Below are 12,209 nucleotides of genomic sequence, written 5' to 3'. Positions count from 1 at the left end.
GGGTTCGGGTTACCAGGTGAACTGGGTGCTGGCGGGTGCGGAGGCGTCGAACAGCTCGCCGACCGCCCGCACTTCGATCCGGGTCGCCGGCTCTCCCCCCTCCCGGCGCAGTTCCAGCAGGTAGGTGGCGAGTTGGCAGGTACCGCCGAGGAACCTCCGGCCGCCGCCGGGCAGCGCCTGGTGCACCTCGTAGTGCCGGACCGGCCCGGCCGACCGCCCCCAGGCCAGCCGTAGCGCGGCCGTCCCGTCGATGCCCCGCAGCGCGGCGGTGATCTGCGGCGTCCCCGGTCGGGACGGCGCGCCGGCCGCCGCGTCGTGTACGGCGAGCGACCCCAGCCGCCAGCGCACCGCGCCGCCCTGGCCGGTGAGCCGGACGCCCAGCGCGTGCACGGTGTGCCCGGCGCCGAGCACCCGGCCGAGGCGCAGCGTGGTGCTGGTCCAGCCCTGGCCGCCCGCGCGCAGCGTGCCCACCGGCAGGTACCGGAACGGATACGGCGCACCGGCCGCCGGATCGGCCAGCGCGACCGCCAACTCCACGACCACGCCGCCGGATTGGGCTTCCGAGCGGTGCACGAGGTCGACCACGGTGTCCTTGGACACCGGCAGCCGCACCGAGTAGAGCTCCACCGTACTGGCCGCCCCCAGCGCACCGCCGACCAGCAGGCTGCTGCCACCGCGCCATGCGGTGGCGAAGTCGAAGCCGACCGCCGGGCGGGCGGCGGCGCTGCGGACCACCCAGCGGCGGGCGGGCAGCCGGTCCTGTAGGCCCAGATGGTTCCACGGGGCGTCCGACAGCCGGATGCCGTTCTCGTACCAGCCAAGGCCGTGGCCGGTGTTGAAGCTGGTGGCGAACGGCAGCCCGGTCACCGTGGAGCGGTCGCCGACGGCCGAGGCGGGTGGCCGCCAGCCGCTGGTGCCGCCCGGTGCCGTGGGGTCCAGGCGCTGGCCGGACCAGAAGCGGTCGTCGCGGTCATGGAAGGCGGCGGGGCTGCGCTGGTCCTGCGGCAGGCTGGTCCACGTCCACTCCGGCCGGTAGAACCCGTAGGACAGCACGGCGGGACCCGTCGTGGGCACCACCGCCTCCCAGTCCACCTGGGTGTCCCAGCCGTCCGACTCCACGTCCACCCCAGCCCGCACCGCGTAGCGCTCGCGGCCGAGGCGCTCCGCGGCGTGGGCCGAGGAGGCGAGGCCCGCGCGGTCCCAGTCGAAGTTGAGGAAGATCGTGTCCGCGGCGGTGAAGAACTCCTGGTTGGCGGCGTCCAGTTGGTTCTGCCAGTTGACCTGCCCGGTGTCGGTCATCGCGTCGTACCAGGTCACCCGAAGGCCCCTGGACCGCAGCCGGGCGACGAAGTCCCGCATGTCGGCGGCGAGCGCCGCATCGCCCCCGTCGGTCTCCGCGTTGACGAACCAGCCGTCGAACCCGTACGTCGCGCAGACCAGCGCCATCTGGTCGGCCAGCGGGAACGCCCCCGAGGCGTCGCGGCGCACCAGGTCGCGGGTCCAGCGCAGATCGCCGCCGTACGCCACCGGCGGCAGGAAGACCGTGCCCAGTACCGGGACGCCGTTTCGGTGCGCGGCGTCGATCACCGGAGCGTTGGGGGCCAGGATCAGGCCCTCGCCGGAGGAGCCGCCCCAGAACACCAGCTCGTCCAGGTAGGCCCACTGGGTCAGCGCGTAGTAGTCGGCGGTGGGCGAGCCCTGTGCGGGATTGCCCGAGGTGTGGTCGAACGCGGCCAGTGCGCTGATCCGGGCCTGGCCGGTGTGCGCCGTGGAGTTCGGCGGCGGGGGAGCGAACCGCGGGGCGAGCGGCACCGACGACGTGTTGAACGGCACATCGGGGTCGGTGCGCGGATCCCACTCCTTCAGGCTGCGCCACACCACCCCGGGCTGCGGGGTGCCGGACGGCAGCGAGTCGGGGAACCAGTAGGAGGCGTACGGCTGCTGGAGCGTGGCGCCCGCGGTGGCCGCGGAAGCCGAGGCCCGGGGCACGGCGAGCGCGGCCCCGGCCAGCAGGACGGCGCGGCGGGGTATCGGATACCGGTTCATCGGCCTGCCCCCTTGAGGGTCTGCGATACGGTGACGACCTCGGTGATGCCGCGGTCCGCCAAGTGCCGGGCGTCCGCGGCCCGTTCGGCCAGTACGACGGCCGGGCGCAGGCCCTGTGCGGCCAGTCGCATCCACGCCTCGAAGTACTCGCCGCCCGGCGCGCACCCGGACCGGTCGGGCGCGCCGTACGCGTCGTCCACGTCGAGCACCAACGCGATGTGCCGCGGCGGCGGTTGGTGCTCGCGGCCCCGCTGCTCCCGTACGATCCGGGCGATCGCCCGACCCGCGGGCTTGACCTCGCGGTCGTTGGTGAGCAGCCCGAGCCCGTACTCCAGCTCCGGGAAGTCGGCCAGGGCCCGGTCCACGTCGTGCGAGCACCACCACGTCACGCCCCAAACGCCCGAGCAGTCCAGCGCGTTGGCGACCGTGGCCTCGGTGAAGGCGGCGGCGCGCTCGGGCGGGATGTGCGGGGCGGGCGCACCGACCTCCTGGAGCCACACCGGGCGGTCCGGGCGGTCGGCCCAGGCCTTGGACAGCTCGACGAGATAGGCCGCGTGCTGCTCGGTGGCGGCGCCGGTGGCGCCGTGCCGCTGCGCGGTGCCGTTGAACACCCAGGAGTGCACGGCGGTCATGGCGCCCAGCCGGGCCGAGTGGGCGGGGGTGAACGGATGGCCGTCGTGGTACCAGGCGGCGTCGTAGCTGGCGTGCAGATGGCAGCGGCCCGGCGCGCCCCGCTCGCAGGCGTCGAGCATCCGGCGCAGCCAGTCGGCAGCCTGCTCATGGGTGACCGGATCGGGGTCCGGGTGGGGCGCGGCGGAGAACTGGTTGATCTCGTTTCCGACGGTCATGCCGAGGAAGTTGGGCCGGTCGGCGAGCGCCTCGGCCAGCGTGCGCAGGTACTCGGCCTGGCCCTCAGCCACCGCGGGGTCGGTGAACAGGTTGCGGCGGTGCCAGGTGGTGGTCCACGACGGGACGAAGTCGAAGCTGGACAGATGCCCTTGCAGCCCGTCGACGTTGACGTCGAGGCCGTGTTCCGCCGCCGTGTCGACCAGCCGCACCAACTGCTCCACGGCGCGCGGCCTGATCAGCGCGCGGTTGGGCTGGAAGACCGGCCACACCGGGAAGACCCGGATGTGGTCCAGGCCGAGCCGTCCGATGGAGTCGAGATCGGCGTGGACCTCGTCCAGATCGAAGTCCAGCCAGTGGTGGAACCAGCCGTGCGTTGGCGTGTAGTTGACACCGAAGCGCACAGAGCTCATAGCGGGGTCCTCCTCGGTTCGAGGCCAGGTGGCGGTGCGGGTCAGCCCTTGACGGCGCCCTCGCCGACACCGCGGAAGAAGTACCGCTGGAGGCAGGCGAACATCGCGATCAGCGGCGCGACGGCGATGATCGTCCCGGCCGCGACCAGCCGTTGGTTGTTGGAGAACGTGCCATGCAGATAGTTCAGTCCGACCGTGAGCGTGAACTTCGAGGAGTCGGAGAGCACGATCAACGGCCACAGGAAGTCGTCCCACGAACCCATGAAGGAGAAGATCGCGACCACCGCCAGCGTGCCCTTGACCGAGGGCAGCGCGATCCGGACGAACCGCTGCCAGACGTTGGCGCCGTCGATGACCGCCGCCTCCTCGGTCTCGTACGGCAGCTGACCGAACGCGTTGCGCATCAGCAGCACGTTCATCGCGCCGACACAGCCGGGGAGCACCACCGCTATTAGCGTGTTGTTCAGGTCGAGTTGGCGCATCAGCGTGAACTGGGCGACGACGACGCTCTCCAACGGCACCAGCAGCGCCAGCACGAAGGCCAGCGCGGCGGCCCTGCGGCCCCGGAAGCGCAGGCGGGCCAGCGCGTATCCGGCGAGCGAGGCGCCGACCAGATTGGTCACCACGTTCGTCACGGCGACCGTCAGCGAGTTGAGCGCGTAGTCCCAGACCGGGATGATGTCCGCGACACCCTTGTAGTTCCCCAGAGTCGGCTGCCGTGGCAGCAGCCGCGGCGGAAAGGTGTAGATGTCCTCGGTGCGCCCTTTGAGCGATGTGGACAGCTGCCAAAGAAACGGTCCGACGGTGATCACCAGTACCGCCAGCAGCACCGCGTAGCGCAGGGCGCGGCCCCAGATCCGGGAAGCCCTCACCGCTCGCCCTCCCCTCGACCGGCGCGCAGCACCAGCAGCATCAGGACCAGGGTGATGACGAACACCACCAGGGAGAGCGCCGAGGCGTAGCCGACCCGTCCGGACAGCCCGGTGCCGGTGCGCTCCACCAGCATCACCAGCGTGGTGTCCTGCCCGGCCGGGCCACCGGTGGGACCGGCCATCAAGAAGACCTCGGAGAACACCTTGAAGGCGGCCACCGATGACAGCGCGCCGACCAGCACCATGGTGGAGCGCACCGACGGCACCGTGATGCTGAGGAACCGGCGCACCGCTCCGGCGCCGTCGACCGAGGCCGCCTCGTGCAGCTCCCGGGGCACGTTGGCGAGCGCCGCGAGATAAATGATCATGTAGTAGCCGAGGCCCTTCCACACCGTCAGCGCCATGGCGCTGAACAGCAGCAGCCAACCGTTGCCCAGGAACGGGACCGGCCCGGCGCCGAGGGCGTGCAGGATGCCGTTGATCAGCCCCCGGTCGTCGAGCATCCAGTTCCAGATCAGCGCCACCACCACGACCGAGGCCACCACCGGGGTGTAGAACGCGGCGCGGAAGAAGCCGACGAAGCGCACGCGCGGCTGGACCAGCAGGGCGAGCAGCAGCGGCAGCAGCACCGTGCAGGGCACCACGAGCGCCACGTACAGGGCGCTGTTGCGCAGCGCGGTCCAGAACTGGTCGTCGTGCAGCATGTCCTGGAAGTTGCGCAGCCCGACCCAGTGGCCCGGCAGCAGGGTTCGCGCGTCGGTGAAGGACTGCCAGACGGTGGCCAGGAACGGGTACAGGTTGAACACCGCGATGACGGCCAGGCCGGGCAGCAGGAAGAGCCAGGGGCTGGCGGCCCAATGGGTGGCGGCCCCTCGTGACTGGCGCATGTCGGGCGCCTCAGCTCTGCTTGAGCAGTCTGTCGCTCTGCGCGACGGCGTCGTCCAGCGCCTGCTTCGGCGACTTCTTGCCCTGTAGCGCGAGGGCCACCTGGTTCTGCAGGACGGTCTTCATCTCGTCGCTCATCACCACCGGGGTGTAGTTGACCGCGCCCTTGAGCATCCTCGCGGCCGCCACCCGCACCCGGCCCTCGTCGGTGCCGTCGTCCCTGGTCCAGTACGGCTCGTCCAACGAGCCCTTCGTCGACGGGAATATCGCCACCTTGTGGGCGAAGGACTCCTGGTTCCGCTTGTCGGTGACGAAATGGGCGAACGCGATGGCGGCGGCCTTGTGCCGACTGGTGCTGCTTATTCCCAGGCCCATTACGTACATGTTCGGGTGGCCGGTGTTGTTGGGCGCGTCGGTGATTCCCAGGTTCTTGTAGAGGGTGGGCGCGTTCTCCTTGAAATTGCTCAGGTCGTGCGCGCTGCCGGGATTCATCGCGACCTTCTGCTCCAGGAACTTCTGACCGGACTCCTCCGGGCCGTTGGTGAGCGCCGTCGAGTCGAGTCCTCCGCTGGTGTAGAGCTGCTTGTATCTGTTGAGCAGTTCCACGCCCTTGGGCTCGTTGTAGGTGAACTCGGAGGCGTCCGCGTTCATCAGGCGCACGCCGTAGCGTCCGAAGTCCTCGATGGCCGGAGTGGCGGCGAGGGTGGCGACCTTCCCGCCGGAGTGCCTGGCCATCGCGTCGGCGTCGGCGAACAACTCGTCATAGGTCTTCGGGGGTCTGTCGGGGTCGAGACCGGCCTGCGCGAACAACGCCTTGTTGTAGAACAGCGGCCCGGTGTTGAGGTACCAGGGGAAGGCGTAACCGCCGTTCAGCCCCGGCATCTCGTTGGCCTGCCAGGCTTCCGGGGTGTACTCGCCCCGGTACTTGGCGCTCGCCGGTTCCTTGTCCAGGTTCGTCAACACCCCGGCCCTCGCCAGCGGATAGGCCAGGTCGGGGGAGACGTTGACGACGTCCGGCATGGTGCCGCCCGCCGCGTCGGCGCTGAGTTTGTCCGCGTAGTGGTCGGCGGGCTGGTCGATCCACTTCACCCGTACGTCCGGGTACTCCTTCTCGAACTGCGCGATGAGGCCGTTGAAGTAGTCCTTGTAGTTGGCCCGCAGATTCCAGGTCTGGAAGCTGATGTCGCCCGCGACCTTCCCGTCCGCGCTTGTTCCGCCGCCGCCTCCCCCGCAGGCGGTGAGCGTGAGGGCGGCCAGGACCACTGGCACGGCGGCGCCAACCGCCTTACGGGGCAGGGTTCCACGGGATATGGGCATGGCCGGTGAACTCCTTCGGTCGGGCCGGGAGTGGCGGTCACGAAGGTGCACCCGGCGAGCGGGCGCAGTCAATACTTCCGTCATGAACTAATGCGCTTTAGCATGGAGTTGCTCAAGCGCTTTAGCCCTACGGGCGGACTGATCGGCCGGTCGCGGTGCGCAGCGTTCAACGATCCTGAGAGGCCTGACCGTGCGCCGACCCGCCCGCCGACCCACGATGAAGGACATAGCGCGCCGGGCCGGTGTCTCCGAGAGCGCCGTCTCGTTCGCGCTCAACGACCGGCCCGGCGTCTCACCGGCCACCCGGGAGCGGGTGCGGCGGGTGGCCGAGCAACTGGGCTGGCAACCCAGTACGGCGGCGCGGGCGCTGTCCGGGGAGGGCGCGGCCACCGTGGGGCTGGTGCTGGCCCGGCCGGCGCGCACCCTCGGGGTGGAATCGTTCTTCCTGCGGCTGGTCTCCGGCGTTCAGGAGGTGCTGGCGGAACGGCGGTTGGGCCTGTTGTTCCAGGTGGTGGAGGACGTGGCGGCGGAGTGCGAGGTGTACCGGCGCTGGTGGGCCGAGCACCGGGTGGACGGACTGCTGGTGGTGGACCCACGCCATGACGACCCACGGCCGGGGCTGCTGGACTCGCTGGGGCTGCCCGCGGTCATCATCGGCGGCCTGGAGCCGGCGCTGTCGGACGGCGCGGTGGAGTACCCGGCCATCTCCCAGCTGCGCACGGACGACGCCGGGGCGATGGCGTCCATCGTGGACCACCTCTTCCAGCTCGGGCACCGCCGTATCGTGCACATCGCGGGGCTGCCCGAACTCGCCCACACCCAGCGGCGAACGCACTCGCTGCGCGCGGCGGCGAACGCTCGCGGGCTGACCGAGGTCCGCTCGGTGAGCACCGACTACTCGGACACCGAGGGCGCGGCGGCGACCCGTGCGGTACTGGCGGGGGAGCGCCCGCCGACCGCGATCGTCTACGACAACGACGTGATGGCGGTGGCCGGTCTGGCGGTCGCCGCCGAGCGAGGGCTCGCGGTACCGGGCGATCTGGCGATCGTGGCGTGGGACGACTCCGTACTGTGCCGCAGTACGCATCCAGGGCTGACCGCCCTGGTCCGGGACACCAGCGCGTTCGGCCGCCGCGCGGCCACGGCGCTGCTCGCGCTGCTCGACGGTGGGTCCGCGGTCCACGTCCTGGACGAGCGGCCGCGGTTGACGCCGCGGGGCAGCACGGTGCGGGACGCGCGCTAGCGGGCGGTGGGTCCGGGTCGCGGTGGTTTCGGCACCGGCGGACCCCACCGCCGTGGTGGCCCACCGATGCGGCGCTCCAGCCTTTTTGGGGCAAGCCCCCATCGCCCCCGGGCCCTGCCTCATTCCGCCGGAAGCACTGCCAGGACCTCCCACCCTCCGTCGGGCAGCGGTCCGGCGATGAGCGAGCCCCCGATCGCGTCGGCCCGTTCGGAGAGGCTGACCAGGCCGAGGCCACCGGTGTCCTCGGCCGCCCTGCGCGGGCGGTGACCGTCGTTGCGGACGGAAACGTGCAACCGGCCCCCGTCGCAGCGCAGCGCGATCCGTACCGTGGTGGCCCGCGGGCTGTGCTTGGCCACGTTGGCCAGCGCCTCCTGCACGATCCGGTGCACCGTGGTGGCCAGGTCCGGGGCGAGTCCCGAGTAGAACCGCGGGTCGACGGTGAGGCTCACCGCGGGCCGCACCGCGCCGGGCTCGGCCGAGGGCAGCCGGAACGCGTGCGCCAGGTCCTCGATCTTCTCCAGATCGGCCAGCGGCTGGCGTTGCGGGCGCTCGGCCCGCAGCACCCTCAGCATCCGACGGGACGAGGTCATCGCCTCTCCTCCCGCGAGTTCGATGTCCCGCAGCGATGCCGCGATCGACGGGTTGTCGACGGCGAGTTGCTCGCTGGCGCGAGCCAGCACCGTGATCGCGGTGACGTTGTGTGCCACGAAGTCGTGGAGTTCCCCGGCCAGTTCGAGCCGTTCCGCGTTCCGCGCCGCGGTCTGCGACCGCTCCAGCTCCACGTCCCACGCGCGTAGGTACAGCCCGAGTGCGGCGGCCCCGGCCACGATGACCGCGTACGAGATGGCGGCCACGTTGTTCGACTGCGCGTCGCGCACCGGCGCCGCCACCGCCCCTGCCGCCAGCGCCGCCCCCACCAGGACCGCGGCCCGTACCGGAACCCGGCGCAGCACCTGCACCAGCAGCACGAGCAGCACCAGTGTCTCGGTCAGCCCCCAGACCACCACATGGCTGCCGTACCACAGCAGCACCACGGTCGCGGTCCAGGAGACCCCGGCCGCGACCCCGGCCCGCACCGCCAGCGGACCCCACGGCAACAGGCACAGGCTCACCAGTACCCCGGCGATCCACACCGCGAGGTGCGCGCCCGAGGGGTGGCCGCTGAGCAGTCCCCCCTCCTCCCACAGCAGGATCGCCAGCAGGGTGCCCGCCATGGCACCGCGGACCATGATCGGCCAGTGCAGCCAACGCTGGATGATCCGGGGGGACGACATCTGCCTCATCTACCGATCGCCTCGTGGTGCGGTGGGGGGACGACTCCTGCGACCACCTCACGGTAGGAAGTGGATCAGCCCGCGCGCCTCGGCTGTCCGGCCACTTGGCGTTGGCCGAAAGTATGAGACCGTTCAACTATTTCCCGGGCGTGCCCGGCCCCTACACCGCCAGCAGCAGCGTCGCCCCCAGCACCGCCGCACCCGTCGCCTCGATCCCGCCGACCGCCCGAAGCGACAGCGCCCGGGTCGGCAGCACCATCGCCCGGGCCAGGTACAGGCCGAACGGAATGACCAGCCACGGCTCCAGCAGCGTGGCGCCCACATACGCCGCACCGTGGAACCCGGCCGACGCCACGCGTCCCCGTTGCCCGCTCAGCGTCCGCGCGTGGAGCACCACGCCCGCCAGGTACAACAGGCAGACCACGCCCACCTTGCACGCCCGCCCGACCGGCCCGTGCATCCCCAGCCAGCAGGTCACCGGCAGCATGCCGAACGCGGGCACCACGGCGAGCGCCAGCCACGCGGCGCGGCGCGCCCGGAGCCGGGCGGGCCAGCAGCGGGCCGGCGCGTGCCACGGGCTGCGGCGCGGCGGGCGGGCGGTCATCCGGCTCTCCTTCGTACGATCCTGGCGGGCGGCGTCCCGAGATGGCCGCTCTGGTCGATTCTCCCAGTTCGTCCGATCGCCAACCGGGACGAAGGTCCCTCCTGCTGTCGGCGTAAGGCGGCATCTAGCAGCATCTGACACAGATGACCGGAATTCCCCAATAAATGGCAAAATTCGGTAACCGTCTCCATACCCTTTGCTACCTGGGTCGTTGGGCAGAGCCCGAGCCCGATGTGTCACAGCTCGTTGTCGGGGCCCGTTCTCAACGCTCTTGGAGGCAACACACCATGAAGTCCCTTACGACGTCGTCGGCCGTTCGCGGCGCCTGGGTACTGGTTGGCGGCGCCGCCGCTCTGCTGCTCGCGGCGGGCGGCGCCTCCGCCGCTCCCTCGGTCGGCAGCGCCCAGCACCACCACGGAAAGCACCTCACCAAGGGGCATGAGGCCAGGCTTTCGCGTCACCACCGCCACCACAGCCACTACCGTCACACGCACCTGCGTCGTCACACCTCGTACCACACCGGTGTGATGCGTCACGAGCGGATGGACACGCACCGCGACATGCACTTCAAGCGATGACACCCGGTCGGATACGGTACACCCGAGCCGCGCGGCGCCAGCGGGCACCGCGCGGCTTCCTGTGTCATCCCTCAGCGGAAGATCCCGGTGTGGCCGAGCGAGTACCGGCCGGGCTGCGGATACACACACAGGCCGTGCGGGCCGGCGCCGACCGGGATCCGGTCGATCAGCTTCCCGGAGCGGGTGTCGATCTTGTACACCTCGGAGTTGTAACGCCCGGACAGCCACAGGATGTTGCCGTCCGTGGAGACGCCGCCCATGTCGGGGCTGCCGCCGCCGGGCAGCCACCACTTGTTCACCAGCTTGCCGGTGGCGAACTCCAGCACGGAGATGGAGCCTTCACCCCGGTTGGAGACGTAGAGATACCTGGAGTCCCGGCTGACGTAGGTGCCGTGCGCGCCCCTGCCGGTCTTCAGCAGGGTGGGCGCGGCGAAGGTGTCGCCGTTGAGCACCCACACCCCGTCCGCGGACATGTCCGCTATGTAGAAGGTCCTTCCGTCCGGCGAGAGCTTCACGTCCTGCGGCATCGAGCCCTGGTACGCCAGACGTTGCTGGCCCACCACCTTCATCGCGGCGGTGTCGACCTTCAGGAGTTCACCGGAGAACTCACACGAGACGATGAAGTACTTGCCGTCCGGCGAGAAGTCGGCGTGGTTGACCCCGCCGCAGGAGACCGGCACCGCCTTGTCGACGGCCATGGTGTGGGCGTCCCGGAAGACCAGCTGCCGGTCCTGGGAGGCCATCACCACCGCGTGCTTGCCGTCCGGCGTGAAGTAGAGGTTGTACGGGTCGTGCACGTCGACCGGCTTGCCCACCTTGCCGGTCGCCGGGTCGATCGGGGTGAGCGAGTTGCCCAGGTCGTTGTTGACCCACAGCGTCTTGAGGTCCCAGGACGGGACGACGTGCTGCGGCTGGCGGCCCACCCGTATCGTCCGGATCACCTTGTCGGTCGCCGGATCTATGATCGACACCGTGTTGGATATCGTGTTCGGCACGTATATGAGGTTCGGGAAGTTCCGCACGGCGGCGGAGAGCGCGCCCGGCCGGTCGGCCGCGTAGAGGTCGTGCGGATCGAGTGGGGGCGGCATGCCCGGCAGTCCGTCGAACGCCACGCCCATGGTGCCCGCCCCCGGCGAGGTCGAACTCCTCGGGCGGGACGGGGTGTTGTGGCGGCTGCTCAGCGACGAGCAGCCGACGGCGACGAGTACGCACACGACGGCCAGCAGCGCCGTGTGCAGCGGGGTACGGGGTATGGCACGCATCAGGTCAGCAACTCCGAGGTGGTCACCGCGCGCAGACCGCGCTGCTTGAGGCCGTCGAGGAGAGCGGGCAGCGCTTCGACCGTGCCCGCGTGCCCGAAGTGCAAGCTCACCACCGACCCGGGCCGCGCCTGGGCGAGTACGGTACGGCGCACCGCCTCGGCGCCGGGGTCGGTGTAGTCAAGGGAGTCCACGTCGTACGACAGGACATGGCGGTACCCCGCGGCGCGGGCCAATCGCTGGACCAGTGGCGTGGCGTACTGGGCCTGTGAGGGCCGGAACCAGCGGCCGATGTCACCGGTCAACCTGCGCAGCCGCTCGGCGCACTGGGTGATCTCGGCCGACGCCCGGTCCGCGGGCATGGCCGAGATGCCGCGGTGGTTCTGGGTGTGGTTGCCGAGTTCGTGGCCGCCGTCCAGTACCCGGCGGGCCATTCGCGGATAGACGTCCAGCCAACTGCCCACCGCCAGCACGGTGATCCGTGCCCCGGCCCGCTCCACCTCGCCCAACAGCCCCTCGACGAGCCGGGGTTCACCCTGGCCGTGGAAGGTGAGCGCCACCATCTGGCGGTCCCGCGGGCCGTGGCTGATCTGGTCCGGCAGCCCGGCGGGCAGCGGCGCGCCGGGGGTGCGTGACGGGGCGGCGCTGGACGGGGCCGCCGCCCGGGGTGATGAGGCGGGCGGCCGGCCGCCCGCGCATCCGGCGGTCAGCGCGGCGGCGGCCGCGGCCAGAACGCTGCGGCGATCAATGGACATCACTGAAACATTGTGTACAGCCTTCGCCTTCCGGACACCGCTCAATACCGCCTTTCGGGGGGCAGGTCCGGTGTCTCCCGAATAAGTTTTCGCAAATGCTATTTGTCATGGCAATGA

At 70.8% G+C, this 12,209-nt stretch carries 11 protein-coding genes; 2 read left to right on the top strand and 9 right to left on the bottom strand.

Annotation, left to right across the window (positions count from 1 at the left end):
- Window positions 1-9: 9 nt before the first annotated feature.
- Genes O5O46_RS10775 through O5O46_RS10755 form a run of 5 tightly spaced genes read right to left on the bottom strand, consistent with a single transcriptional unit; the run spans window position 10 to window position 6,379 of the window.
- Window positions 10-2,046 carry an endo-beta-N-acetylglucosaminidase gene (locus O5O46_RS10775; protein ID WP_269855097.1) on the bottom strand — a complete coding sequence of 679 codons (2,037 nt, stop codon included), beginning with the start codon at window positions 2,044-2,046 and terminating at the stop codon, window positions 10-12.
- Complete coding sequence (locus O5O46_RS10770; RefSeq protein ID WP_269855096.1) at window positions 2,043-3,305, bottom strand: glycoside hydrolase 5 family protein; 1,263 nt, start codon at window positions 3,303-3,305, stop codon at window positions 2,043-2,045. Before O5O46_RS10770 ends, O5O46_RS10775 begins: the two co-directional genes overlap by 4 nt.
- A 41-nt stretch (window positions 3,306-3,346) precedes the next feature.
- Window positions 3,347-4,177, bottom strand: coding sequence for a carbohydrate ABC transporter permease (locus O5O46_RS10765; RefSeq protein WP_269855095.1), 831 nt, complete (start codon window positions 4,175-4,177; stop codon window positions 3,347-3,349).
- Entirely contained in the window at window positions 4,174-5,064 is an 891-nt protein-coding gene (locus O5O46_RS10760) for a carbohydrate ABC transporter permease (protein WP_269855094.1), read from the bottom strand. Before O5O46_RS10760 ends, O5O46_RS10765 begins: the two co-directional genes overlap by 4 nt.
- A 10-nt stretch (window positions 5,065-5,074) precedes the next feature.
- Complete coding sequence (locus O5O46_RS10755) at window positions 5,075-6,379, bottom strand: ABC transporter substrate-binding protein (RefSeq protein ID WP_269855093.1); 1,305 nt, start codon at window positions 6,377-6,379, stop codon at window positions 5,075-5,077.
- A gap of 217 nt (window positions 6,380-6,596) precedes the next feature.
- Here O5O46_RS10755 and O5O46_RS10750 point away from each other — a divergent pair, with 217 nt between their 5' ends.
- Window positions 6,597-7,622 (top strand): LacI family DNA-binding transcriptional regulator, encoded by a 1,026-nt coding sequence (locus tag O5O46_RS10750; protein ID WP_443072450.1) that lies wholly within the window; start codon window positions 6,597-6,599, stop codon window positions 7,620-7,622.
- A gap of 119 nt (window positions 7,623-7,741) precedes the next feature.
- On the opposite strand, the gene O5O46_RS10745 is transcribed toward O5O46_RS10750, so the two are convergent.
- Together O5O46_RS10745 and O5O46_RS10740 are read right to left on the bottom strand one after the other, a co-directional pair.
- Window positions 7,742-8,905: a sensor histidine kinase gene (locus tag O5O46_RS10745; protein ID WP_269855092.1), complete on the bottom strand. Its 1,164-nt coding sequence runs from the start codon at window positions 8,903-8,905 to the stop codon at window positions 7,742-7,744.
- 151 nt (window positions 8,906-9,056) lie between these two features.
- Window positions 9,057-9,500 carry a hypothetical protein gene (locus tag O5O46_RS10740; RefSeq protein WP_269855091.1) on the bottom strand — a complete coding sequence of 148 codons (444 nt, stop codon included), beginning with the start codon at window positions 9,498-9,500 and terminating at the stop codon, window positions 9,057-9,059.
- A gap of 287 nt (window positions 9,501-9,787) precedes the next feature.
- Between O5O46_RS10740 and O5O46_RS10735 the strand changes: the two genes are divergently transcribed.
- Window positions 9,788-10,078, top strand: coding sequence for a hypothetical protein (locus tag O5O46_RS10735; RefSeq protein WP_269855090.1), 291 nt, complete (start codon window positions 9,788-9,790; stop codon window positions 10,076-10,078).
- A gap of 71 nt (window positions 10,079-10,149) precedes the next feature.
- Here the strand turns inward: O5O46_RS10735 and O5O46_RS10730 are convergent, their stop codons facing one another.
- Together O5O46_RS10730 and O5O46_RS10725 are read right to left on the bottom strand one after the other, a co-directional pair.
- A complete protein-coding gene (locus O5O46_RS10730; protein WP_269855089.1) occupies window positions 10,150-11,340 on the bottom strand; it encodes a YncE family protein in 1,191 nt (396 codons plus the stop codon).
- On the bottom strand, window positions 11,340-12,092 hold the full coding sequence (locus O5O46_RS10725; RefSeq protein WP_269855088.1) for a polysaccharide deacetylase family protein: 753 nt from the start codon (window positions 12,090-12,092) through the stop codon (window positions 11,340-11,342). Before O5O46_RS10725 ends, O5O46_RS10730 begins: the two co-directional genes overlap by 1 nt.
- Window positions 12,093-12,209: the final 117 nt, after the last annotated feature.

This window comes from Streptomyces sp. RPT161, assembly GCF_027533845.1.
Taxonomy (GTDB): domain Bacteria; phylum Actinomycetota; class Actinomycetes; order Streptomycetales; family Streptomycetaceae; genus Streptantibioticus_A; species Streptantibioticus_A silvisoli_A.
This window is presented reverse-complemented; position numbering and strand designations above follow the sequence as displayed.

Bases quoted from the DNA above. Each gene is read 5' to 3' on its own strand.
- O5O46_RS10775 (WP_269855097.1), bottom strand. From the start codon at position 2,046: ATGAACCGGTATCCGATACCCCGCCGCGCCGTCCTGCTGGCCGGGGCC.
- O5O46_RS10770 (WP_269855096.1), bottom strand. From the start codon at position 3,305: ATGAGCTCTGTGCGCTTCGGTGTCAACTACACGCCAACGCACGGCTGG.
- O5O46_RS10760 (WP_269855094.1), bottom strand. From the start codon at position 5,064: ATGCGCCAGTCACGAGGGGCCGCCACCCATTGGGCCGCCAGCCCCTGG.
- O5O46_RS10755 (WP_269855093.1), bottom strand. From the start codon at position 6,379: ATGCCCATATCCCGTGGAACCCTGCCCCGTAAGGCGGTTGGCGCCGCC.
- O5O46_RS10750 (WP_443072450.1), top strand. From the start codon at position 6,597: ATGAAGGACATAGCGCGCCGGGCCGGTGTCTCCGAGAGCGCCGTCTCG.
- O5O46_RS10745 (WP_269855092.1), bottom strand. From the start codon at position 8,905: ATGAGGCAGATGTCGTCCCCCCGGATCATCCAGCGTTGGCTGCACTGG.
- O5O46_RS10740 (WP_269855091.1), bottom strand. From the start codon at position 9,500: ATGACCGCCCGCCCGCCGCGCCGCAGCCCGTGGCACGCGCCGGCCCGC.
- O5O46_RS10735 (WP_269855090.1), top strand. From the start codon at position 9,788: ATGAAGTCCCTTACGACGTCGTCGGCCGTTCGCGGCGCCTGGGTACTG.
- O5O46_RS10730 (WP_269855089.1), bottom strand. From the start codon at position 11,340: ATGCGTGCCATACCCCGTACCCCGCTGCACACGGCGCTGCTGGCCGTC.
- O5O46_RS10725 (WP_269855088.1), bottom strand. From the start codon at position 12,092: ATGTCCATTGATCGCCGCAGCGTTCTGGCCGCGGCCGCCGCCGCGCTG.